Annotated in this window: 20 protein-coding genes and 2 pseudogenes; 13 read left to right on the plus strand and 9 right to left on the minus strand. The window is 63.4% G+C overall.

Going from position 1 to position 22,686, the window contains the following annotated elements:
* Positions 1 to 87: 87 nt before the first annotated feature.
* Positions 88 to 450 carry a GFA family protein gene (locus ABZ293_RS12680; protein WP_355180031.1) on the minus strand — a complete coding sequence of 121 codons (363 nt, stop codon included), beginning with the start codon at positions 448 to 450 and terminating at the stop codon, positions 88 to 90.
* A gap of 356 nt (positions 451 to 806) precedes the next feature.
* On the opposite strand from ABZ293_RS12680, the gene ABZ293_RS12685 reads away from it, so the two are divergent.
* Positions 807 to 1,178, plus strand: coding sequence for a glyoxalase superfamily protein (locus ABZ293_RS12685; RefSeq protein ID WP_355180033.1), 372 nt, complete (start codon positions 807 to 809; stop codon positions 1,176 to 1,178).
* A 472-nt stretch (positions 1,179 to 1,650) separates the two neighbouring features.
* On the opposite strand, the gene ABZ293_RS12690 is transcribed toward ABZ293_RS12685, so the two are convergent.
* Both ABZ293_RS12690 and ABZ293_RS12695 read right to left on the minus strand, forming a co-directional pair.
* Positions 1,651 to 2,085, minus strand: coding sequence for a DUF6196 family protein (locus ABZ293_RS12690; protein ID WP_355180035.1), 435 nt, complete (start codon positions 2,083 to 2,085; stop codon positions 1,651 to 1,653).
* Between the two features lie 463 nt (positions 2,086 to 2,548).
* Positions 2,549 to 3,298 (minus strand): TetR/AcrR family transcriptional regulator, encoded by a 750-nt coding sequence (locus ABZ293_RS12695; protein ID WP_355180037.1) that lies wholly within the window; start codon positions 3,296 to 3,298, stop codon positions 2,549 to 2,551.
* A 57-nt stretch (positions 3,299 to 3,355) separates the two neighbouring features.
* Between ABZ293_RS12695 and ABZ293_RS12700 the strand changes: the two genes are divergently transcribed.
* Together ABZ293_RS12700 and ABZ293_RS12705 are read left to right on the plus strand one after the other, a co-directional pair.
* On the plus strand, positions 3,356 to 4,213 hold the full coding sequence (locus ABZ293_RS12700) for an alpha/beta hydrolase (RefSeq protein ID WP_355180039.1): 858 nt from the start codon (positions 3,356 to 3,358) through the stop codon (positions 4,211 to 4,213).
* A complete protein-coding gene (locus tag ABZ293_RS12705; protein WP_355180041.1) occupies positions 4,210 to 5,433 on the plus strand; it encodes a lipase family protein in 1,224 nt (407 codons plus the stop codon). Before ABZ293_RS12700 ends, ABZ293_RS12705 begins: the two co-directional genes overlap by 4 nt.
* A 53-nt stretch (positions 5,434 to 5,486) precedes the next feature.
* Here the strand turns inward: ABZ293_RS12705 and ABZ293_RS12710 are convergent, their stop codons facing one another.
* The gene (locus ABZ293_RS12710) at positions 5,487 to 5,792 is read right to left on the minus strand and encodes a hypothetical protein (RefSeq protein ID WP_355180043.1); all 306 of its coding nucleotides are present in this window, start codon (positions 5,790 to 5,792) and stop codon (positions 5,487 to 5,489) included.
* Positions 5,793 to 5,950: 158 nt separating this feature from the next.
* Between ABZ293_RS12710 and ABZ293_RS12715 the strand changes: the two genes are divergently transcribed.
* From ABZ293_RS12715 to ABZ293_RS12725, 3 genes are all read left to right on the plus strand, one after another.
* Positions 5,951 to 6,109, plus strand: a complete 159-nt coding sequence (locus tag ABZ293_RS12715) for a hypothetical protein (protein ID WP_355180045.1) — start codon at positions 5,951 to 5,953, stop codon at positions 6,107 to 6,109.
* A gap of 481 nt (positions 6,110 to 6,590) precedes the next feature.
* Positions 6,591 to 7,157, plus strand: coding sequence for a DUF4440 domain-containing protein (locus ABZ293_RS12720; protein WP_355180047.1), 567 nt, complete (start codon positions 6,591 to 6,593; stop codon positions 7,155 to 7,157).
* A 578-nt stretch (positions 7,158 to 7,735) separates the two neighbouring features.
* Positions 7,736 to 8,140: a hypothetical protein gene (locus ABZ293_RS12725; RefSeq protein WP_355180049.1), complete on the plus strand. Its 405-nt coding sequence runs from the start codon at positions 7,736 to 7,738 to the stop codon at positions 8,138 to 8,140.
* Between the two features lie 336 nt (positions 8,141 to 8,476).
* Here ABZ293_RS12725 and ABZ293_RS12730 read toward each other — a convergent pair whose 3' ends face one another.
* The gene (locus ABZ293_RS12730; protein ID WP_355180050.1) at positions 8,477 to 10,171 is read right to left on the minus strand and encodes a carbamoyltransferase N-terminal domain-containing protein; all 1,695 of its coding nucleotides are present in this window, start codon (positions 10,169 to 10,171) and stop codon (positions 8,477 to 8,479) included.
* A 341-nt stretch (positions 10,172 to 10,512) separates the two neighbouring features.
* On the opposite strand from ABZ293_RS12730, the pseudogene ABZ293_RS12735 reads away from it, so the two are divergent.
* A pseudogene (locus ABZ293_RS12735) lies at positions 10,513 to 10,686 on the plus strand (AAA family ATPase); the annotation flags it as partial.
* Positions 10,687 to 10,957: 271 nt separating this feature from the next.
* Here the strand turns inward: ABZ293_RS12735 and ABZ293_RS12740 are convergent.
* A complete protein-coding gene (locus ABZ293_RS12740) occupies positions 10,958 to 11,728 on the minus strand; it encodes an MBL fold metallo-hydrolase (protein ID WP_355180052.1) in 771 nt (256 codons plus the stop codon).
* A gap of 69 nt (positions 11,729 to 11,797) precedes the next feature.
* On the opposite strand from ABZ293_RS12740, the gene ABZ293_RS12745 reads away from it, so the two are divergent.
* Entirely contained in the window at positions 11,798 to 13,258 is a 1,461-nt protein-coding gene (locus tag ABZ293_RS12745) for a tyrosine-type recombinase/integrase (RefSeq protein WP_355180054.1), read from the plus strand.
* Between the two features lie 471 nt (positions 13,259 to 13,729).
* Here ABZ293_RS12745 and ABZ293_RS12750 read toward each other — a convergent pair whose 3' ends face one another.
* Positions 13,730 to 14,068 carry a hypothetical protein gene (locus tag ABZ293_RS12750; protein WP_355180056.1) on the minus strand — a complete coding sequence of 113 codons (339 nt, stop codon included), beginning with the start codon at positions 14,066 to 14,068 and terminating at the stop codon, positions 13,730 to 13,732.
* A gap of 258 nt (positions 14,069 to 14,326) precedes the next feature.
* Between ABZ293_RS12750 and ABZ293_RS12755 the strand changes: the two genes are divergently transcribed.
* The 3 genes from ABZ293_RS12755 to ABZ293_RS12765 all read left to right on the plus strand — a co-directional run bounded on the left by ABZ293_RS12755 (position 14,327) and on the right by ABZ293_RS12765 (position 17,366).
* The gene (locus ABZ293_RS12755; RefSeq protein ID WP_355180058.1) at positions 14,327 to 14,539 is read left to right on the plus strand and encodes a biotin/lipoyl-binding carrier protein; all 213 of its coding nucleotides are present in this window, start codon (positions 14,327 to 14,329) and stop codon (positions 14,537 to 14,539) included.
* A gap of 105 nt (positions 14,540 to 14,644) precedes the next feature.
* Complete coding sequence (locus tag ABZ293_RS12760; RefSeq protein WP_355180060.1) at positions 14,645 to 16,492, plus strand: hypothetical protein; 1,848 nt, start codon at positions 14,645 to 14,647, stop codon at positions 16,490 to 16,492.
* 19 nt (positions 16,493 to 16,511) lie between these two features.
* Positions 16,512 to 17,366: a hypothetical protein gene (locus tag ABZ293_RS12765; protein WP_355180062.1), complete on the plus strand. Its 855-nt coding sequence runs from the start codon at positions 16,512 to 16,514 to the stop codon at positions 17,364 to 17,366.
* Between the two features lie 1,119 nt (positions 17,367 to 18,485).
* On the opposite strand, the pseudogene ABZ293_RS12770 reads toward ABZ293_RS12765, so the two are convergent.
* Positions 18,486 to 18,956 (minus strand): annotated as a pseudogene (locus ABZ293_RS12770) (site-specific integrase); the annotation flags it as partial.
* Between the two features lie 357 nt (positions 18,957 to 19,313).
* On the opposite strand from ABZ293_RS12770, the gene ABZ293_RS12775 reads away from it, so the two are divergent.
* Complete coding sequence (locus ABZ293_RS12775) at positions 19,314 to 19,523, plus strand: hypothetical protein (RefSeq protein WP_355180064.1); 210 nt, start codon at positions 19,314 to 19,316, stop codon at positions 19,521 to 19,523.
* A 494-nt stretch (positions 19,524 to 20,017) separates the two neighbouring features.
* Here the strand turns inward: ABZ293_RS12775 and ABZ293_RS12780 are convergent, their stop codons facing one another.
* Positions 20,018 to 21,232 (minus strand): cytochrome P450, encoded by a 1,215-nt coding sequence (locus ABZ293_RS12780; protein WP_355180066.1) that lies wholly within the window; start codon positions 21,230 to 21,232, stop codon positions 20,018 to 20,020.
* Positions 21,233 to 21,891: 659 nt separating this feature from the next.
* On the opposite strand from ABZ293_RS12780, the gene ABZ293_RS12785 reads away from it, so the two are divergent.
* Positions 21,892 to 22,239: a hypothetical protein gene (locus ABZ293_RS12785; RefSeq protein ID WP_355180068.1), complete on the plus strand. Its 348-nt coding sequence runs from the start codon at positions 21,892 to 21,894 to the stop codon at positions 22,237 to 22,239.
* Positions 22,240 to 22,686 lie beyond the last annotated feature (447 nt).

The raw sequence follows: 22,686 nt of genomic DNA on the forward strand, positions 1-22,686 counted from the left end.
GGATGTGGTCATCGATTCTGATGCGGTCAATGGTGAGCCGCGAGAGTTGTTCGGCACAGGTGTGTCCGACCCGCGCGGGGCTTCGGGTCATTGCAGCGGGGGCAGCCAGGAGACCGCGTTGTGAGCAAAGCTCTGCTTGACCGGCACCATATCGGCGTGATCGTCCAACGCCATTATCGTGACCCCGACCAGGCCGGCCTCGTCGCCTTTGGACGCCATGGTCGATCCGCAGGCAGGGCAGAACCCGCGGCAGATCTGCGGGAACGTCTCGAACCAAGTCGGCTCCCCTCCTGGACCGGTCCACTCGAATCCTTCTTCAGGGAAAGACACCCATGACATCACCGGCGCACCTGAAAGCCGCTGGCAATGCTCACACGAGCACAAATGCGGGAAATCGGGGTCACCGGTCGCGGAAAACCGGATATTGCCGCAGAGACAGCCGCCGTTCACATCGCTCCTTGTTGTTAGGCACCATGCGTCGTTCATCCGAGGCCCACACGTGTTCTGTCCACGGCGTCGAGGCTCGGCGCCGAAAGCCCTTCGCCGTCAACGGCACCGAGCAGGCACCGCCACCCTGTCATACGGTCGACGGCGAGTCGGCTTGCATGGTGCAGAGAAGCTGGAGTATCTGCAACGCTTCGATGGCGCGGCATGGACTCAGCGGTGGGCGGCGGCTGGATGCCGGACGACGCGGCTGAGCGGCTGGAACCGAACTCAGCAATTTTGGAGAAGTGGTCGCGCCTCGTGCGTCGATAGCGTCGGAGTCCTTCGGCACTACGCCAACTTCACTATCGAAAGGAAACCCTGTGCAGATCGCCATCGTGTCGGTCCCTGTCCGCGACCAGAGCAAGGCGAAAGCCTTCTACGTCGACAAGCTCGGCTTCACCGTGGTGTCGGACGACCCCATGGGGCCGGACTCCCGATGGGTCATGCTCGCCCCGCCCGGTGGCGGTGCGACGATCACCCTGGTCACCTGGTTCCCGACTATGCCGCCCGGTTCCGTGAAAGGGCTCGTCTATACCGTTGCCGATCTCGACCGGATCCGTAAGGAACTGGTCGAGAAAGGCGTCGCTGTCGGTGAGGTCGAGGACACGCCTTGGGGCGTGCGGCTGGCCCAACTCGACGATGTCGACGGTAACGGCATCGTTCTGCAGGATGGTACCCCCGAATCGGCATGACGCCCGCCCGTCACGGCGCAGACAGTCTCGTCGCTGCGGCTCGAACTGCGAGCGAACGAAGCATGCTGAGCGACCAGGTAACTCGCTCTCGTGGAAACAAACTCATGTCAGAGGGCATCTGAGAACTCAGGTGTGCTGATCGGTGGTCCGGGCGAGTCGTGTCACTGCGGATGGCGGTGGACGACTCGGATCAATCATGGCAGTTGCGGCCAAGCCGGAAAGGTTCGGCATGTCATCGACTATCGAGACACCCTCGGGTGCGCGGCTCCCGCCCGACCATTCACCGCAGTGCACCATAACATCGCCGTGCGGCCAACCGAGCCTGGCTACGTAGACACCGTCTCAAATCAACGATCCGGGTCATGGCGGACCAGACCGACAACCGAAAGGTGAAAGGGGCGCGCGAGACCTACCCAAGTGATTCAGATCGTTGATGTTCACGGACATACAATGTCGAGCGAGGGCCCACTGATCAGCTGGCGCGTAGTTCCCTAACGACGGCGATGACTTCGTCGAGTAAGTGGATAGGACAACCCCAATAGTCATAAATGCCACCACGTGCGCGGTTACTCCCGCAGATGACGAATACTCCGGTCCCTAGTCTCACCTTTAGTTGGCTGGCCAGCCAACCGACGAAGCCGCTGTTGTCGAGTTCGGCAGGGAAGTGAAAGGAGAAAACTCCGAAATGTTCGACGTGTTCATGTGCTTGCGTGAGTGGGACCAGACGGCTCCAGCTCTGGTCGTCTCGGACCACGGCCAGTGTGTCGCTGGTGAGCACAGGTGGCTGGTCGGTGGGGGACTCTTCGAAGCACCACACGCCCTCGTGCACAAGAATGTCGGCTCGGGCGATCACACGGCTGAGACGTTCTTCGGTCTGTTCTGGCGTTTCCGCACTGATGCTTACCATTGGTGATATCTCCTCTGCGGTCTGCGCTGGGCATAAGGCCTGATCGCCGTATTGTCGGGTGCAGCAGCACAACCCGGCGTAGCCGTCCTCCTGGCAACACTGTTGCTTGATCGTTGATTTCTCGTAGTGCGCCGCCGATGACTGTGGTCTGTCAGCTGTCTGTCGCTGAGTTTGCCGATGTTGGAGCCGTCGGCTGTGCCGATGACGCTGAAATGATGATGGCTCCGCTCGGTGATGTCGCTACGATTTCTGTCAACCTTCTCGGTGCGCAATAGGTGCGGGCAGCGCGGCGCCACGCAACCAAATGGAAGTTAGCCGTCGGGAACCCACCCCGGCAAGCCGAAACGAACAAGACGCATGATTTGAGGAACGCCACTCATCGACCTGCCGCACCGCCAGCGGGCTGGTCGTTGGAACGCCACCGTTCGGATCGATTCCGCGGCCGGGCAGTACACTAATTCCGTCACGGCGTGCGTAGGAGACGCAGAGCAGTTTGACGCAGAGCCGGTGTGAGGCTCGTCAGGCCCGACACGCCACCGGTAGTGATGATGTGCCGGATGCACGACTCGTTGATACCGGCCAACAGGGCGATCATCGCCGTGTCGTCGATCGCCGCGATTGGCATTCCACGCTCGCGGGCGACGTCGAAGATTTGCCGGAACATCACCGCGTAAGCGTCGAACGCTGCCACCCGCCGCTGCCGAATCGCGGGAGAGGCACCCAGATTGTGGATCAGCAGTAACTCGGTCAGTTCCGACGCCTGCTCGAGCAGCAACAGATAGCGGCCCAGCAGGCCGCTCAACAACTGGTCCAGGTCATCGATCTGGTTCGGGTCGACCGACGCGGTGAGGCTGCCGATGACGACCGAGACACTGTCGAACGCTGCCAGGAAGCAATCCTCCAGCCCGCCGGGGAAGATCTCGTAGAAGGACTTCTTCGAGACGTTCACCTCTTGGCACACTTTGTTCACGGAGGTGCCCGCGTACCCCTCACGGGAAACGACACACGCGATACCCGCGATCAGACGCCACCTCTGATGATCCTGCACTTCCTCGGTTGTGAGGCCGGCAGGCCCGTGTGGCAGGCGTATCTGGGCAAGGGGAACGCCCTGTCGCAGGTACGTGATCAACTGCGCGATGCGGTCGGCGGGGTTTGCGGGGGTTGCCATCAACGCCTTGCCAGCCTCCTTCGATAGTCCTACTATGCCAGACATAAACCACTCCGTTTAGGACTTTCTCGGTCCGAGATCACAGTAGATGGGGACACCCCAATGGACCTTCTGCAATCCGCCGTCGACGGCGTGAGGATCGCCTACACCCGCAAGGGCAGCGGCCCGCCCGTGGTCCTGCTGCACAACGCGGGGGCGACTCATCGCATCTGGCTCGCGCAGATAGAGGCGCTCGCCGCCGCCGGGTACACGGTCTACGCGCTGGACCTGCCCGGCTACGGCGAATCCGAAAAGCCGCACGGCATCGAGCACTACACGCTGGCCCGCTATACCCGCACGGTGCACGCGTTCCTGAAACACCACCAACTGTCCGAGCCCGCGCTGGTCGGCAACTGCCTGGGCGCGGCCGTGGCGCTGAGCCTGGCGCGGGTAACTGCCGTCGCCGCGGTAGTCGCGATCAACCCATTGACCAGGCTCACCGCGCGAGATGGCACGTACGGGCCGCTGGCGCGGGTGATCGGTGCGACTCCGGCGCGTGTGCTGGACACCGCCAGCCGGTGGCACACGCCGGGCTGGCTGCCGCACGCGATAGCCCGCTCTGCGTGGTTCGGCGACAACACCGCCGCACGTACTCCACGCTCGACCGATTCCGTCGCCGCCTTCCCGGCCTGGGCATTGACCGGAATGGTGCACGATCTACCGAATTTCGCCGCATTGGAAACCTGGCAGCCCACCCCGGGGCTGCGGCCACCGCTGTGCACGATCTGGGGCAGTCGCAACCGGGTGCTGTCAGCGACTACAGGGGGGCGGCTGACAGCTGCCTGGCAACCCGAACGTGAGGAGCGCCTGCCCGATTGCGGGCACGTGCCGATGCTCGAACAGCCCGACCAGGTCTCCGCGATCCTGGTGGAGTTCCTCCACGAGCACTTCCCGACCGTCGTGCCGCAGGGGCAGCGATGAGCGCCAAGAGCGCCGTGACCGCGGCGCTGGTGACCCTGGCCTGCACCGCACTGGTCGCGGGCGGCGCACGAGCCGACAACGGCTCGCCCGGCGACTTCTACACCCCGCCCGCCAACATCGCAGCCGATCCCGGAACCATCCTCCGCACAGAGGATTTCGTCCCCGCCGTGGATCCGCTCGGCCTCGCCGCAGCGGCGACGGCCCGGCGGCTGATGTACGTCTCCCGCGACGACACCGACCGCCCGACGGCGGTGACCGGCGCCGTGTACGTTCCGCGCACACCGTGGCCAGGCCCAGGCCCCCGCCCGCTGGTCAGCCTCGCGGCCGCAGCGCACGGCATCGGCCCGCAGTGTGTGCAGTCGATGGCCTTCGACCACCCGATCGCCGTGTCCCTGACCCCCTCGCCGGATGTGTCGGTCGGATTCGAGGTCGAGTCCACAAAGATGCTGCTGGACAAGGGATATGCGGTCGCGGTCACCGACTATCAGCGCGCCGGAGGGGTGCAGGCCTACCTGGACCGGGTAGCCGGCGGCCGCGCGGTCCTCGACATCGCCCGGGCGGTGCAACGCATTCCCGGCATCGAGGTCGGGCCGATCGCTGTGTGGGGCTACAGCCAAGGCGGCGGGGCCTCCGCGGCCGCGGCCGAGATCCAGCCGACCTACGCGCCGGAACTGCCGCTGCGCGCCGCCTACGCCGGTGCCGCCGCCGCCAACCCGCTCGTGTTCCTGCGCCGCGACGGGGCAAGTGCCGGGTTCGCGGCCTGGGCGGCAGCTGCGGCATCGGCATTGGATCCGCAGGTGCGCCAGGCCATCGACGATGTGGTCAATCCCGAAGGCGCAGCTGTGATCCGGCAGGTCGGAGTCGAGTGCTTCGGCGGCTTGGTGGCCGCGCGCGAGTCGCACAATCTGACCAAGTCCGGTCGCCCGCTGCTGGACGAGATGGTCGCGAATCCGGTCATTAAGGCATGGCTCGATCGCCAGCAGCTCGGCACCGTCGCGCCCCAGGTGCCGATAGAAGTCCACGGCGGTCGCAACGACGATGCGGTGCCTTACCAGACTATGGTCGGGCTCGCCGAGCAGTGGAGGGCGCTGGGCGCCGACGTCACCATGCTGACCGACGATGCGCCACCGATACTGCCGGGCACCGCGGTCAATCACTCTCTGACGCATCTGACCGACTTCCGGCCGCTGCAGTGGCTGGCTACCCAGCTTGGGCGGTGACTGTGACCAGGGATCCGGCCCCGATGAGCAAGCAAATCCAGGCCCGCCCACGATCAATCCACCGCCAGACGGCGGCGGACCCGATTGGCAGGATCACGCGGTCCTGCAGCGTCGGCCGCCGCTCGAGCCTGGCGTGCGGACGAGAACCGCTTTGCAGCACCGGCCACCAACTCGAGCAACAGCCGATGGATTCGGTTGAGCGTTTCGGTGCGGGCCCGTCCGAGTTCGTTGCAGCGATCGACCAGCAGCCCCAGCGCGATCAGGACCGGAACGGTCTGCACACGGCGCAGACTCGGCGACCGCCGCGCGGCCGAGTGCGCATCGACCAGGTTGGTCTTGCGTTCGTTGCCGGTGGCCACGACCGGCACCTTCGTCAAGAGTTTCGCTGGGCAGGGCCTGACCCCGTATGCGATGGTCCGCTGGCACGCCGCGTGCCGTCCGGAGATTTCATCAACGGGCCGCTCTCGGGGTGCGGAGGCCGGTCGTGAGACCGCCGCGTCGTATCCTGCACCTACATATGGAGTCCGGCCCTCTGACGCTGGATTTTCAGGGCAACGGCGAGCAAATCGACCACATAGCCGCCGAATTGGCGGCCAATCCCGAGGTGACCGTCACCGTGGACGACAACCTCGACCCGACCTTCTCTTCCCTGCCGTGCTCCGAACTGTGGGACTGATCGCGCACCGAAGCCCGACAGACCCGCGGCAGCACCGATCGACGAAGTGCGTCGAAGTCAGATGAAAGCGCGGAGCCACATCATCGGTGGCTGCGTCCGCAGAGCCTTACCTCGACCACTGGTGACCGTCATCATTACGCGGAGCTTTGCTCAGGCGCCAGGTCATCGTGGATGCGCTCGACGTGACGCCGCGGGCGCAGCGGGGCGGTGGTCGTGATCCGCAGGGACACAGCACGACTCGTTTCAGCGGCAGGGCTCCTCGGAGGTTTCGACGCGTCTGCGGGATGCAATAACTGAGAGCGGTGGGCGACATAACCAATGACAACGTATGGCTGCGGTTGGTTGCCTCGACGTCGCGGGACGACCGGGCCCGACTTCCCTACCGTTCCTGTCGGCCGGGGTTCCACTCTCGACCTGGTCCGGCATGGATTCATACTGCTCACGGAACCGACCTCCCCGTCCTCCCGGCACACCGCCAGGAATGGCAGCACGTGTCGCGGGAATGACGGACATCGCTTCGCTTACAGCGAAATTGACCTCAATATTGGTTGATATTACCGGCTGTGTGGTCAGCACCGAAAACGAAGGAAATATGGATACTCGACCGAAGTTGAACGACCCGACCGCTGACGCGACTACACAGGCCGTGGCTGCCGGCCTCGCCGACGAATTGCAGAAGGCCCTCGAAACCACCGATGCCGACCGCTACGACAACTCGTTCGCCGCGGACGTGTTGTGGGGTACGCCCTTCGGCGCACTGGTTATCGGCCACAACCAGATCAATGCAATCCACCGCCGAATGATGCAACTGGAGAAGGCCGTCGCATCCGCATCCCGTTTCGAGGTCATCGTTGCGACCAGTCCCGCGCCGGGGGTGATCGTTACCCAGATCCGCAGACAGGCCCTCGATCCGGGCGCCTTTTCCGAGGTCGCACTGTATGTATTGGTTGAGCGCGATGGTAACTGGTGGCTGTCCGCAGCGCAGAACACCCCGATCGACGAATCTAAATCGTTCCTGACACGTATGAACCTGGACGCTGCTTCCTGACCCGAAGTCTTGGGTGATGCCGGCACCCTGGCGGAGGGCGTCGAAGACCAGTGTGTGACCACCAATGATCTGGACGCCCTCATGATCGCACTATAGGTGAAGATCGACGACGGGCTGACCGGCTCCGGTGGACAGGCAGGCCGCTGGTGCTGACCGATTCGGGACTGGTGTGCCTGGCGGTGGCCCAGTCCATGCTCGGGTTCACCTAACGCACTGCCTGCGATACGCGCGCAAGCACCGGGCCGGATCAAATGTGGCGGTCTCGTCCGGTCTCGAGTCGATCGCGAATCGCGCGGGATGTGACCGAATGGCAGTCTCTGTTCATGGGGAAATCAACACTGCTCGCATCCCGTACATCGGAATTCGGTGTCGTGATAGCGCTGATCGCCGGAACTCGCTGGGTGACTCCGACCGTTGCCGCGCATTTCGAATTTCCTTCCCGGCCTGTGACGTGCAAACGAAAATTGTTGTAGCGGAGTCGCTTTCTGCCAATATCCTCCCAGAGTTGGGAGCCTTTCCTCGTTGACGAGCGGTACCGGAATATTCGACACTCGAATTGCTTCAGCAGCGCTGAAGTCTTGTCGGCCGACATGGTACTTCTGACCGAATCGAGGAACAACGCTATGACGACGACCACCTCGCCAATGGCGGCACAAATCGAAACTCCTCCTGCGGAATTCGATCCCACCCACCTCAAGGAGAACCTGCGCTGGGGACACCTGTTTTGGCCGGGTTCAACGCCTCTGACCGAAGAGCAGATCGACGACCGGGTCGACCGGTATCAGAAGTCGTTGCAGCGATACCGCGCGAGCGGAATGCGTGGCAACTACCTCCCCGATGATCTCGAAGTCGACTCGGCCTGGCACGCACACCAATGCGACCCGGTCGGATACGCAGAGTTCTGCACCCGCTATTTCGGCGGTATCCTCGCGCACACGGTGACGCTGTGCGTTGCAGTGATACCGCGCGAGCGGAATGCGTGACAACTACCTCCCCGATGATCTCGAAGTCGACTCGGCCTGGCACGCACACCAATGCGACCCGGTCGGATACGCAGAGTTCTGCACCCGCTATTTCGGCGGCATCCTCGCGCACACGGCGACGCTGTGCGTGTGCAAGCTGGTCGAAGACCAGCCGTATATGCCGGATCCGGTGACAGTCGACACAAGGAAGAGGCCCTGATGGAGACACTGTTGGACCTGATCGCCGTAATGTTCTCCCCGGCACAGCACAGTGTCCCCGCCCAGCCGGTGGTGTGCCCCCACGGCTGATCGGAGCCTGGGCAGTCCAGCCGGGTGCTCCCGGCTGGACTGCGTCTGTCATCGCGAGCGCCGCAGGTCGGTGTAGAGGATCCCTGCGGACCAGATGTACCTTGCGCCACCCCACCGCGCGGCCGAGGCCACATCGGGAAAGAACCCCCGGCCGTTGAGATTGGCGCTCGTATTGCACAGTACCGGGATGCCGCTGACCTCGTTGTATGCTCGCAGGATTTGCGCGGTGGCGCTACCGGACGACTCATCGATCGTCTGTAGCCGCGCTGTCCCGTCCACGTGCAGGATTGCCGGGATACGATGAGTCCATTCACGACGAGTGCGGTGTTCGAACAGCATGTACGGATCCCGGCCGCCCGGTTCGAACACCTCCGCCGCCCGCTCGGTCAGGCACACGGGCGCTACCGGGCGATAGGTTGCACGGTTCTTCGCGGCATTGAGCCGATTCTTGATTTCTGGATCGGTTGCGGGCGCCAGAATACTGCGATTACCGAGCGCACGCGGTCCGATCTCGGCGCGCCCCGACAGCACTACCACGGGCTCGCCCTCGCTGTGCAGAAGTTGCGCCACTTCCCGCTCGTCGCAGGGTTGTCCTGACCAATTGTCCGGCAGATCGCCGATGCGAACCGTGGGCCCGGAGTACACGTCCCACAGCAGCTCCGGACTGCTCCCGGAGCGGAACATCTCACAGCACGCGGTGCCGATAGCCGCGCCGGAGTCGTTGGGAAACGGCGGAATCCAGATTTCGTCGACGATACCGCGCGAACGAAGCAGCGAGTTCCATTTGATGTTCAGCGCGCACCCACCGGTTATCACCAGGTTGGCCGGCAGTGTGGGCTCCTGGCGCACCAACGAGGTGATCGCCTGCGCCAGCCGCTCACCCAGATAGGCCTGAAAAGTTGCGATCAGGTCAGCGTCGGTCAGTCCGGGAAACAGCGTCTCCCGATTCGCCACCGACTTCGCCCCGAGCAGGCGAGCTGCGTCCTGCGATTGGGTCGGTAGCTCCGCAAGAAAGTCGTCGAACACGCCGAAGGCGGACTCCTGTACCGTACCCAGCCCGGCATAGGCCATGGCCTTGCCAGGGACGGCGAGATGCCGGCGCAAGATCTGATCCTCTTGTAACCGTGCGGAATGCGGAACGAATGGCCCGAAGTGGGAACTGAAATAGGTGAAACTGTTGCCCACGATCGGAAGCACGGTCGCCACCGCGCGCACTGTGCGGGCCGCGGGGGCGACATGGTAGAGCCGTGCCACGGTTCCGCCGTCCCAAACCAAGACCAGTGCGTCCTCGTTGCGGGCCGCGAACGGACTGGAGCAGTAACCGCCCATAATGTGGTGGGCGACGTGATGGTAGCTGACGTATCCAACGGACGCCGAGCCGAAATCATGACCGCGGAAACTGAAGCGGGCCAGAGGATCGGTCGTACCGGGCCGATCCTGATACGGCGCGACCTCGAGGGCGACAGGCAGTCCGCGATGTAATGTCGAAATGGTCGATGGTCGGATTGAATCTGTGTCCGGTACAGCGTTATTCGCGAACCATCCATCAACGACGAACTGGTCGATGGCCGCGGGGTCGAGTCCCTGCGATCGCAGTATCTCGGCGACCCGATCGAGATCACCCAGCGTGCTATAGCGAATTCCGTTGTCTAGTTTCTCGATCTCTATGCTGAACAGCAGTCTGTTGCCATCGACGACCGCGACCCCACCGTCGTGCGACACCTTGATTCCACAAATCATCATGCCGGGCAAGCATACTGGCGAAAACAGACCTATCCGTGCTGAGAAGAGGCTGCGTTAATAACGGCGCGAAAAACAATGAATATGCAGGCAACCTCTATCTCAGGCGCTCTGGTCACGGCCGCCTCGCCAGAGCTGTGACCCGGTAATTCGTTGAAATTCCGCCGTTACTACCGCAACTCCGGCTGCGCGGGGGCTCTGCCTCGCCCGATCCCGCCCAGAAGGTGGTGATCGACCTGGCCGTCTATGCGGCTACCCCCGCTCCGCTTTCTGTTGCACCACAACATCAGTCAAGCAACGAACACGAGTGAGGAACCGATATCTTGAACAAATCCGCCCCGCAGATGAGCAAGGCTCGCCACTATCAATTGCTGCGCGCTCACCTGTCCTACCTCAAACTCGGCGACGCCGCCGAAGCCCTTCCACACATCCTCGACGCCGCCAGAGCCGAAAACCTGTCCGTGACAGCCGCGCTGAAACGCCTACTCGAAATCGAGGTCAACGCCACCGAGGCCCGCCATCGGGCTCCTGAGGTTGACTCGCTATCCGGAGAGCGGATTATCTGGTTCCGGATGGAACCCGCTGATGGCCGGCACGGAGGTCGCCTGAAACCTGCCTATCCAACAAAATTTGACAATGCCGCCCGACGGATGCCGAACCTCGGCGAGGCGAAGCAACCCAACAAAGGACCCCGCACTGCATCACCCAAGGATGCTGCGGCCCACGACTTCACCGGAGCGGAGCCAACCAACCGAGCCACGAAATGCCCAGGCACAGGCCCTTGCAGTGCTAGCCGATCGAGAACGTTGCGCCGGGAGCGGCATAGTCGACGGGCCCGCTGAACCGGGCCGCGGCACGTGCTACCGCCTGCTGAGGTGTGAGGAACCGGCCGATGTGCGTGACGATCAACCGGTTCGCCCGGGCGGCGGCGGCCGTGTCGCCGGCGTCCTCGGGCGTATGGTGTACCCGCTCGTCCTCGATGGGGGCCTGTGCGTTCTCGGCCTCACACAACAGCACATCGCACCCTTCAGCCAGTTCGGTCAGGCTCGTACACGGCGCGGTATCTCCGGAATACACCAGCGATCTCCCAGCCGCATCGATGCGCGCGGCGAAGGCTGGCACGCCGTGCGCTACTGCTCGGCTGGTGAGCCGGAGCGGGCCGATACTTGCCCGATGCCCGTCGTGCAACTCGGTCACGTCGAACGCGGATTCGACCGGACTGCGAGCCGACGTGTTGGTGAGGAAGCCGGCCAGCCGGTCGGCGATTCCCTCCGGGCCGTAGAGCGGAATCGGTGCTGTCAGCCGGATGTCTGCATAGAGGGCGCCGTAGTACGCGGTGAGCAAATCTGCGCAGTGATCGGCGTGCAGGTGTGAGATCCAGATCGCATCGAGTTCGTCCAACTGCACGTGGCGCTGGAGCGGGCCGAGCGTCCCGCTCCCTGCATCCACCCAGATACGAGTGGCACCGTGCGACACCAGATAGCCAGAGCAGGGGTTATCCACACTCGGGTACGGCGTCGCGCACCCAAGCACCGTGAGGCGAAAAAGCTCGTCGTTCATCCCTGGATCCTAGAAACCCACGATCCACAAGTCTTGTCAATTTCTCCAGGTCGACAGCGGTGATGCCGAATGAAGGACACTCGTATCGGCACAACCGGCATCCAGCAGATCAGCTGCGTGTGCCAAGCGCACGAGGGGTTGGAAGCCACTGGCGAGCACGCCGAGCCGCATCGGCTGTTGGACGCGGACGGAGTCGTGGTCGAGCCGGTGGTCGTGTTTCTGCGCGAGTTGCTCGCGGCGGGGCGGTCAGCGGCGACGCTGCGCTCATACGGCATGGACTTATTGCGGTGGTGGCGGTTCTTGCACGCGGTGGAGGTCGGCTGGGGCCGCGCGACCCGAACCGAGGCCCGCGATTTCAGTTACTGGATCCAGCTGACGGCGAAACAGCGGCGCGGGGTCGATCGTTCCAGCAGTTCTGGCTGGGTGAATGGTGTTGCGGGAGCACCGAATCCGATCACCGGAAAGCCCGCACTGGTGGACGGGTATGCACCGGCGACGGTGGCGCACTCGGAGACGGTGCTGCGGGGCTTCTACGATTTTCATCGGGATGCGGGCACCGGGCCGATCCTGAATCCGTTCCCGCTCGATCCGTCCCGGCGTTACCGGCGTGCGCACGCGCACCACAATCCGATGGATGGGTGGGCGCGCGAACGGGTAGGCCGTTACCGGCCGAAGGTTCCGCATCGGATTCCCCGCGCGATTCCCGATCACCGGTTCAACGAGCTGTTCGCGGCGTTGGGGTCGAATCGGGACCGGGCGCTGGTGGCGTTCTGGATCTCGACCGGGGTGCGGGCGTCGGAGCTGCTGGGGGTTCGGCACTGCGACATCGACCCGCACCAGCAACTGATCACGGTGGTGCGCAAGGGAACTCGTGCCACGCAGCAGGTTCCGGCGTCGGCGGATGCGTTCGTCTGGTTGCGGTTATATCAGGAGGAACTACACGGCCAGATCCCCCGGGGTCGCACGCAGCGGGTGTGGTGGACGCTGCGGCGACCACGCAGGCCGTTGAATTACCATGCAGCGCACCGGATATTCGAGCGGGCCAATGCTGTTCTCGGAGCGGATTGGACATTGCACGACCTGCGCCACAGCGCGGCCCGCCAGAATGGCCCAGGATCCGCAGCTGACGCTCAGCGACGTGCAGTTGGTCATGGGACACGCGCATCTGTCCACCACCGAGATCTACCTGACACCGAACAGGGACGAGGTGATCGCCGGAGTTCTAGCCCATCATGCCCGCACTGCCGATCGGCGCGACGAGCCGCCACCGCCGGCACCGGGCTACGACCCGGAGGCGTTGAGCGTGTTGTTCGGGAGGGTCCTGTGACCTCCAGTGTCAAGCACAGCACCCGCAAGCCATTGGCCGCGGTCACCTCGGTCGCCGCTGAGCAGCGGCTGCGAAATGGCCAGTTGCGCAACGAATTCCCGCCGGGGCCCACCGAAGCATGGTGGCCGCACACCGCGGCGACGGCCGAGCAGATCCAGCAGCGGTTGACCTCTGGGGCATTCGTTGCCGCCGCCGGCTGCTAGCTCCCCGATTGTCAGGTTCGGCAGCAGCCGCACACGAGCGATCCAACCGGCGGGCAGCCGCGCCGCGCGGAAGCGCTTCCCGTACGGCACAGATGCGCGAGCAGGTCATCCGATGGACCTCCGGCCGTCGGACCCGTGTAGATCGGCACGTCTATCGGGGGCAGATCGTCACGGTCAGAGCATGCTGCTGCCAAGGGACAGAACACTGCTTCCGGCGCTGAGGATCAGCGACAAAATCGATTGAAAATTCATTGCGGACTCTCTTTCTCCTGGCCGCCGCCAGGCCTTACATGGACCGGTTTGCGAGGTTTCGAGCGTGCGCCACCTCCGTTTGCAGACCGTTCGGCCGCAGTGTATGCCCTCCCCCTGATTTGGGCGCCGCGTTGCACTGCCCACGTCTGGCAACAGCGGCCACCGAGCAATCCGGTCAGCGTGTCCCGCGCGGGACCGGTGAACCTCCGAGAAACGAACTCACTTGCCGAACGCCGGGATCCCAATGCATGCGGGCAATCCCAGCGCTGCGGAAAACCTGCCACCGGTAGGCGTCGGCAACAACTTGTGAACCCCTAGCGTCGCAACATTTTTCGCATCTGACCCGTAGGCGCGGTACTTACGTTTGGTGTACGGCTCGATACCGGTGAGATGGTCGACGTAGGTGTTCAACCAGTCGGTCACCGTCGCTGGCGCCGCGGCGCTGCCGCGCTGAAAGTCCAGCAAAGCCATCGCATCCGCGACACCGAAATGGTCGACCAGCTGCGCCCACCTGATCGCAGTCTCCAACATCGGAAACGATTTCGAGCTCTGCACCACACGGGGTCCCGGTAGTAATCGCCGAAAAAACAATCGGCGACGGCCAGCGAGGGCGGCGACCGGTTCCGCGCGGTGCCGGGATTCATCTGGCGCGGCATCTGCGCCTGTACCTGCTCGATGAGTTTGCTCGCGAATTTCGACACCATTGCCAGGGTTGCGATGGCAGGATGAGTGGTGCTCCACCGCATGAGGTCGTCCGGTCTTCAGCGGATGGCGCCCGCTCTGGCTGCCGAAACAGACCCTAGCGAACGGGGTGTCATGGCTGAGGAAGTGCGCGCGGAGATAGTGTCCACTGTGCAAGCGGTCAAGGTGGCCGTCGGCGACCAGGTGCATGCCGACCAGAGACTGGTTCTCCTCGACTCAATGATGATGGAGATCCCAGTGACCGCCCCGATCGACGGCGAAGTCACCTCGATCGTGGTCCCCGGTCAGGTCCTACAGTATGGCGATCTGATCGCCGTTGTCTCCTAGCTATTTCTTCACCTCGGCCGGGTGGTTAGGTCAAAGGCGTAACCCTTTCAACATCGTCGAGCAGCCGCGAAAGCTGTTCTCCGCGACGCAGAAAGCAGGGTCCACATGATCGACTATCGGGTTCACTTGGCCGCCCTAGATGCCTTTCGCGAACAGTTGGCGCTCACCAACTTCAACGAACCCGTCTTGGCGGCGGCACGCGATGCGCAAGTGGCAGATGCAGACCAGCAACCGGGCGCCGTCGCGCTCGGCGCAATGATCGACCACGTGATCTGGCACGCATCCTCCGACGGATACGAACTTGATCTACTGCGCCGTGCCGCTGACCTGTGGAAACAAGGTCTTGCCGTCTACGAGACCCTCGGTGAGTTCCGGTTGCGGCTGGAAACCGCACTCAGCGATCCACACAATGCAAACGCCGTGGCGGGGCTCAACACAGCCACCGCGCAGATACAGCCTTTGACCCAACAAGTGCTCACCCAGATCGACGACATCCAGGTCCTTCGTCAGGACATCGCGACGATGAAGCACTTGCCGCCACATCCACGCCAGGAAGACCGCACACTGACCAACTGGCGGTGGGGCGACCTGTTCTTGGCCCGACGCACAGAAGCCTTCGCCCGGGAGATCCGAAACATCGCCAATGATCAACAAACGAGCGCATTCGCGCTCGGCGTGCTCTCCAGCTACGGCGCCAACGCAGCTGGCTCGGCATATCTCACTCAGGTTGTCGGCGGCCCACGCCGAGCACATCCGTACCGAGATCGCCTAGCCCGCAACACGATAGGCAGCTGGGCTGCGCAGAACGATCCATCGGTTCCCTCGCTCAACTCCGTGGCGCAAACTCTTCACGAGGCGTTTCCCACTGGCCTGCCGGCATCCATGGTGGGCCTTATCGAAAACGTGGCGTCGAACGTTTTCCGCGACGCGGACCTACCAGCGTTTCCCGATCTACAACTCGGTTACGAGCGCCTGCAGACACACCTGAAACTCCTTGACTCCTTCCGCATCCCCCAACCCCCAGCCGTGCCTCGCGAACCATTCCAAACCCTGTTGTTCGGGGATCTGGGCAACCCCTATCAACCGTCGATACCTGAGGACACCGGACTAGTCGAAGCAGGCCAACCACCAGGAGCCGGAAAAAGTCCTGCTGGCGGCGGGGGAATCATGCCGCAAAACATCGGCACCGACGACGGCCCAGACCACTCTGAGCCGCCCGCCTCCACCGAAGTCAAATGTGGTCCCTTCTGGGAATCAATCGGCTGGGCCTTCCTCTTCCTCCTCGGCGGATGGATGGCGTGCGTGATCCGTTGGAAAGACCACGACCGATGCCAACTGTGGGACGACATCACCCAGAACTGGGAAGCTGCCTTCCCCGGCGGCGTAAATGCTGCTGTGGAAATCAGCGCAGGCGACCCGCAGGCTCTCACTTCCGACAACATCGACGCGATCTCACAAAGCGACCAAATCGCCCAACTCATCGGGGATCTGCACAATTTGCAATGCCTGACGTGGGAAGGGTTGCAGAAGGCATACGAGTTCCTCGCCGTCTTCGGACTCGTCTACCCCGACCAGTTGCTTGACCGGTGGCGCTACCGCCAATACGTGGCCATTCCCAGTGTCGAGCCCGGCGACTGGCCGAAGCTGCCGGAAACCGGCCCCCGCTGGGACGAGTACCCGAACACCAACGTTGAACTGGCCGCCTCGTTCTCGGTGCGCTACACACCCGGCGACACACCAGCCGCGGTCCTTGCCCGCGTACCGGCTGTCGGCACCACCTCTGCGGCCGACCTCAGCCTGCAGACGTGGACCCAGATGGCACTCGGTGAACAGGACTCAACGAACCTCGACTTGGACGCCGACCGCGCGTGGCTCCATGCCTGTTGGCAGCCAAGGGGCTCCATCACCGACCAACCCATAAATGTCGGCGTCCTTAGCTACGACGAAATCTGAAGGGTAAGGGTCAAATCCAATGCCACCCAACGACGAAAGACCATTCGATTCGCGCCCCCACTTCGTCATCCCATATTGGAACTCCACGGACCTGACAAAACCGGGCGACGATGGCGATGTCAGACCTGTACCCGCCAACAAGGCGGTGTGGTACCTCTGCGAAAGCATCCACGCATCGCCCTATCAACCCGGCCAGCAACTCGACGTCACGGTCGACATCGCCAACTACGGCGGTGCCAACACACCATCGATCGCCCAGGTAACCGTGTGGTGGTCGGACCCTACGGCGGGATTCGTCGTCGGACCGGACAACCTCATCGGTTACCGCACCGTAGATGTGCCCCCACGCGGTGGACGTAACACCACGCTCGTCATGAGCAAAGTGATCCCACCGTCGGCACCGAACCACATCTGTCTGCTCGCCCGTGTGTCCCACCAGTACGACCGCGCCGGAGTGGTCGTCGACCCAGTCAATGACCGGCATTGGGCCCAGCGCAATCTCGTCGCGGCGGCCGCCCAGCCCGGAGTTCCGGTAGTGCTTCCATTCCTTGTCGGGAACCCCTTTCAGGAAACCACTGAGTTCCTGGTTCTCGCCAAGCAAGTCAGGGAAGCGCATTTCGAGGCTCTAGCCAACGCTGTCGGCGGCCAACCCATTTTCGCGGAAGCGCAGCTGACAGTGTCGGACCGTGAGGACGGGCGCGGCGAGGACCGGCTTCGCCTCACCTTGGAGCCTGGGGAACAACGGCGCCTCTATGTGAGCATCGGGCTGGCCAACCGGATCGATAGGGGGCAGTTCGCCCCCTTCGAAGTGAGTCAGCAACGAGAAGGCGACGAAACACCGGCAGGAGGTCTCGGCTTCATAATCAACGGCTGACGCATTCCCAATCCCGTCCCCCGGCGTCACCGGATCGAGTGCCGAAGCTGAAGCCCTACCCTGCGGAAACTCGGGCTACGGCGGCTTCTGGGCTTACCTTGGCTGAACCCCTGGCGGAGGTCAGGCGAGTCGGACATCCGCGGTGGCGAGGCCGAAAACCTTGCGGCCCGGCACCAACCTCGCTCGCCACGGCACACCGATCATCGTTCCGGGCCAATCCTTGGACCATCCTCTCGACGACATCACCGCCGCCGTCCACAAGCACCGGCCCGCTGCGCAGCGGTCATGACCGCATTTGCCATGCGCTCCGGAAGACACGAGTTGGCTATCCAGGGATCCGTTTACCGCGCGGGATGCACTGCATGGTGATGCCCCTGGGCCGATTGCCCGAGACGTCACGAAAACCGTTGCGGCCGTTACTACCTCTTGCCCGAACTGCCAGGCTCGGCCGCGGTTGACCGCACCCGGCTGGCGCACCCGATACAGCCAGCCAGCGTTATCCGGGGTCCTCGAGCGATTCGCCCGGGTAGAGCATGTCTCTCGGAAACATCGCACCGCCTGATTCGGCGGAGCCGAGCCCCGCTATCGCTTCCCCGAGCATGCGCACGAAGCTCGACTCCGACCCCTCGCGGTCCTGGCGACAGACCGAGAACCGACCAGACGGTATCGAACGACCTCGCGATTTACCACGGATGGGAAGTGCCGCGCTGGCATGTTCGGCGCGCCCCGCCGAACCGGCGACGCGCCCCCAAATGCGCGCGACGGCCAGTCGCTCAGTGGAATGAAAAACCGTTTGGATTCCGTCGCAGGAGTGACGCAGACTCAACCCATCCCAAAATTATCCCAAACCTTCGCGTGGTTACATGCGATTCCCCGTACGCAAACAGCCAGCGCCTACACGGATCACAAACGCACCCACTCGACCCCAGAATTCACGCCCCCACACCAATATCCGAGCGCTACAAGCACATTGACCGGAACTCTCGATCAGAAGGTTAGGGGTTCGAATCCCTTCGGGCGCACAGAAATCGGCCCCTGAACTGCGTAAACAGTTTGGGGGTCGATTGGCATTCAGGGGTAATTGCACCGAATCCGGTACCTGCCCATACAAACGATCCGTTACTTTCCCTCGGCGTATCGGTCGAGGGTGTTCCGAACATCCGGTCCTTGGGTCTGCCGCTGAAGGTAGTGCTGCTCGGTGGTCGAGAGCTTCGCGTGCGACAGCTGGGCCTGAGCGTGAGCCGGACCGAGGTCGTCTCGGACCACCGTCGCCACGGTCCGTCGGAAGCTGTACGGCATCACCCATCGCAGCTCTCAGGCAGAGCCGACCGCAGTGACCGACGCAGGTTCGCCAGGCTCATCCATCCGCCGTCACGATTGGCGAACACTGGACCGTTCGCATCGGTGGCGTTGCCGAACAACGTGGTCAATGCTTCCACCGCCAACTTCGGAAGAACGACCGTATGCGCTGGAGCGCCACCCTTGCGTTCATCCTGACGATGCACGCCCTTCCCGGCGACCGTGATCCAACGCCGTGCCATCCGCGGTCATTGTCGGTGGATCAGCGAGCAAATCGACATCGGACCAGCGCAGGTTGCAGGGCCGCAGACTTCGACGATCGCAGAGCAGCGGAATTGCTGAACGGAATCCGCGGTGACGGAGACGTGGTTGAGAGTCCCTGCCTCCTCATGGCCCAATTGTCTGACCTAACTCGGACGAGTCAAGGGAAAGAGCGCCCTTGACGCGCCCTCCCTCCGCTCAGGGATGGCCAGTATGTGGCTGGTCCGACGGATCACCCACCTGGGGCGCGGGGGACGGCGGCAGGAAAGTCGCGGCGGCGAAGCCACCAGTTTTGGTGGCGTACCTTCCCGGGTCTGTCCGCAATGTCTGCGACACCGATAGCGTCTCCTGGCGACGGCTCCCCTCACCGCTCGAAAGGAAACATAGATGCGTAACCACGTTCGTGCCGGAGTGCTTGCCGGAACAATCCTGCTGGCGCCTTTGGCCGCAGTCGTGCCGGCTTCGGCCATCCCGCTGCAGCCCGCCGAACCCGTTGTCGAACAGTCGGATCCGGTCGCCAGCCCTGGCTGTCCCGGCGGCGCCCCGCACTGGGGCTGCCTGCTGGGATCGCTGTCGGCCAGCGGCTCCGGCCGCTAGAGACTCCGCCACGTCGCCCCAATTCACCACAAGTGGCAGCTGAACGGCCGTGGTCCGCGTGAGCTTTCTGTGCGAAAACGGCGGACAGACCACGCCATCGGCCGTTTCGGGTGCGCAGTGAGTACGCAACGGGCCTTGGAGCCATCTCGCAGCTGTTGGGATGCGGCCTCCAACCCCTTCTTGCACTTCACCGTCGTACCGACTGTTTGCGGAATGTTTCGGCGTCACCCACGCGAAGCCCCGCGCCTTACGGAGTTGACCACTGAGCTTTTGTGGACTGACGATCCCACCGGTACGGGTGGTCAAGAGGCGGCAGCCCTTCAGGCCAACCCGCCCTTTGATCTTCATGAGCCCACTCCGCACACGACCGAGCAGCAGGGCAGGCACACGACGAACCTCACGCCTAGAGATTCACATCGCGGCTTGGGTTCCCGCCTTCTCGTGGCCCCATGATCCGACTTCGGTCCGGGTGAGTAAAGGGCGCTTCGCGGCGCTCAAATCGCATCCAGTGGCGAGGATTTCGGGAAGGTCACGGGCAGAGACACCAAGGCTCGATGGAAGGGCCCGGGCCGCCAGGTCAATCGGTCGGTGGGCACAGCCAAATGGATATCGGGCAGGGCGTCCAGAAGCTGGTCTATGGCATCCTGAGCGACCAGATAGGCGACGTCGCGGGCAGGGCACGCATGCGGTCCCGCACCCCACGCCAGGTGCGAGCGGTTGTCCGTGTACACGCCGATATTCACCCCGGGATCGTTGTTGCAGCCCGTCATACTGATGATGATCGGCTGATGAGCAGGCAACCAGACATCGTCGATAAGAGTCGGCTGCCGCGGGTAGCTGGGGCAGTGGTTGGCGAATGGTGGGTCGGTGAACAACACTTCATCGAGAGCATCGCGGGTTTGCAGGCTACCGCCGAGGACGCCGCCGGCGAATCGGTCGTCGGTGAGGATCAGCCGGAGGGTGTTGATGATCAGGTTGAGTGTCGGTTCGATGCCGCCGCCGTAGAGGTTGGCCAGCTGGTGGACCATCTCCATGTCGTCGAGCTCGGCCGGGTGGTTCAGCAGCCGCGTGGTGGCGTCGTCGCCGGGGTGGGCGCGCTTGAGGGCAACCAGCTCCGACAGCGCCTCGGTGAACATCTGGATTCCCTGCTGCGCTTCGATGCCCTCGAAGATCGCCGCCATGGCGGCTGTGACGCGCTGCCCGATCTGCGCCGAGCAGCCCAGTATGTTGTTGACCACGGCGAAGGTGAGCGGGAACGCGTACTGGCTGATCAGATCCGCCGAACCGGCTTCGCAGAACGTGTTGATCAGCGACACCGCGATCCGCGCCACGGTGGTGCGCATGGCGTAGAGGTCGACGCCCGCGAGGGCAGCGGTGTTCGCCTGACGGAACCGGGTATGTTCGGCTCCGGCGCTGTGCACCGCGGTCGGCCGGTATTGAAGGATCGGTAGTACCGGGCAGTCGTGGGGGATGTCCTTTTCCCAGATGCGTGGGTCGGCCGGGAACCGGTCAGGATCGTTGAGGATCCGCAGCGCCTGGTAGTAGCCGATCACCAGCGTCGCGGGAACCCCCGGAGCGAGTTCCACCGGCACGAGCGAACCGTAGCGGTCGCGCATGTCGCGATAGACGCGGTGCGGATCGGAGGAGAACTCCGGGGAGTACAGCGGGAAGCGGGGCCCGTCGGTGTCGCCGGGCGAGGCAGATGCCACAGGCGGGGTCTCTGGCTGGTCGGGGGACAGCGTTGTGCTCAAATGCGTGGCTCCAGACGATGACGAAACAAGCACTCGACAAGCGTGATCAGCGACAACACATAGGTGCGCCGCTCGCCCGGCATCGAGCGCGGTGGTCGTCAGGGACAGTACACCGACGTGGTTTTCGCGCGAGCCGAGACGAGCACAGGGCGAGCTGCAAGACGGATCAGCTGTTCGGAGGCAGCGGATAGGCAGCAGACCGCACGAAAACTCCTGGGACAGAACGCACTTGGGAACTGTTCGCAGACCGGCTCACGGGCACAGCACCGTGCCTAACCCTTTTCCGCCCGTGTGCCATCCTTCTTCTCCGCGCAGCACTGGCACTGCTCGGCGACCCTGCTCAACCATAATGTGGTTGGCCTGCAACGACTCGAGCTTGTGCTTGCTCGAGCCTGCAATGCCGCGTATCGCGGGTTCCTTCGGTCGGCAATTGAGTAATCGTGGTAGCCACGCGCAGTCCGTCACGCAAACAGGTATCGGGCTTCAAGGGACGCTTGACGTTTCGGCTTCACCGGAAGCTCGACCTCGGACCTGGACAGATTGGTGGTTGTCGGCTCTGTGGCGGGCGACGTCGCCGAGCCCTGATTGCGGGGATCGGCGGGCGATACACTCTCGGCGTGCCGTTGATCGAGGTGACCTATGCACCGCGTGTCCCCGAGACGATTCTTCGGGAACTCGCGCAACGACTTCCGCATCTGGTGTCGGTCGCGGTCGAATGCCCGGAGGAACCATACGACTCGAATCTGCGGCCGGGAGATGTCGAGATTCGATTCCGGGAGTTGGGTCCGTTCGATCGCAGTGGGCTGGATGTGGTGATCGAGGTGCGGTCGAAGTGGTTCGCCAGCCGGGCCGACAATAGGCAGGAGCGGGTCGAGCGGCTGCATGCAGATATCGAGCAGGCGACTGGACTGGACGATTTCGGGGTCTACTTGTCGCTGCCGGTCGCCGCGTGGGAGCAGAGCTAGCCAGACCGCCCGGCAGGTCGGGCTCGACTGGGACCCGAACAGGTTCTGTTGGCCAGGTCGGCGTAGCCGATCGCGCTGACGGTCCGGTCGACCTCGATGGCTCCGGTCGCGAGCTGGGTGGATTGTTCGTGGTCGAGGATGCGGGCCTGCTCAGAAGTTTAGGGGTTCGAATCCCTTCGGGCGCACTTTCTATCAGCATGAATGCTGGAAATCATTGGGACGGAATTCGATCCGATGACACGGAAGCAACACGCTTTCGTGAACAATGCCATTGCTTCTGGGCCGACCTTCCCGCCGTGCGTTCGGATTCCGAACGCGGCTGTCTCCGCGGCCTGGGCAACCACCAACTCGACAAATGGCCCATAGGGCTGAGGATGTATTAACGCACTGTGCCACAACGAAATACGCCAGCGACGATGCCGCGTCGGCCGGACCGTGACCAATTAC

The sequence above is a fragment of the Nocardia sp. NPDC005998 genome (assembly GCF_040614395.1).
Taxonomy (GTDB): Bacteria; Actinomycetota; Actinomycetes; order Mycobacteriales; family Mycobacteriaceae; genus Nocardia.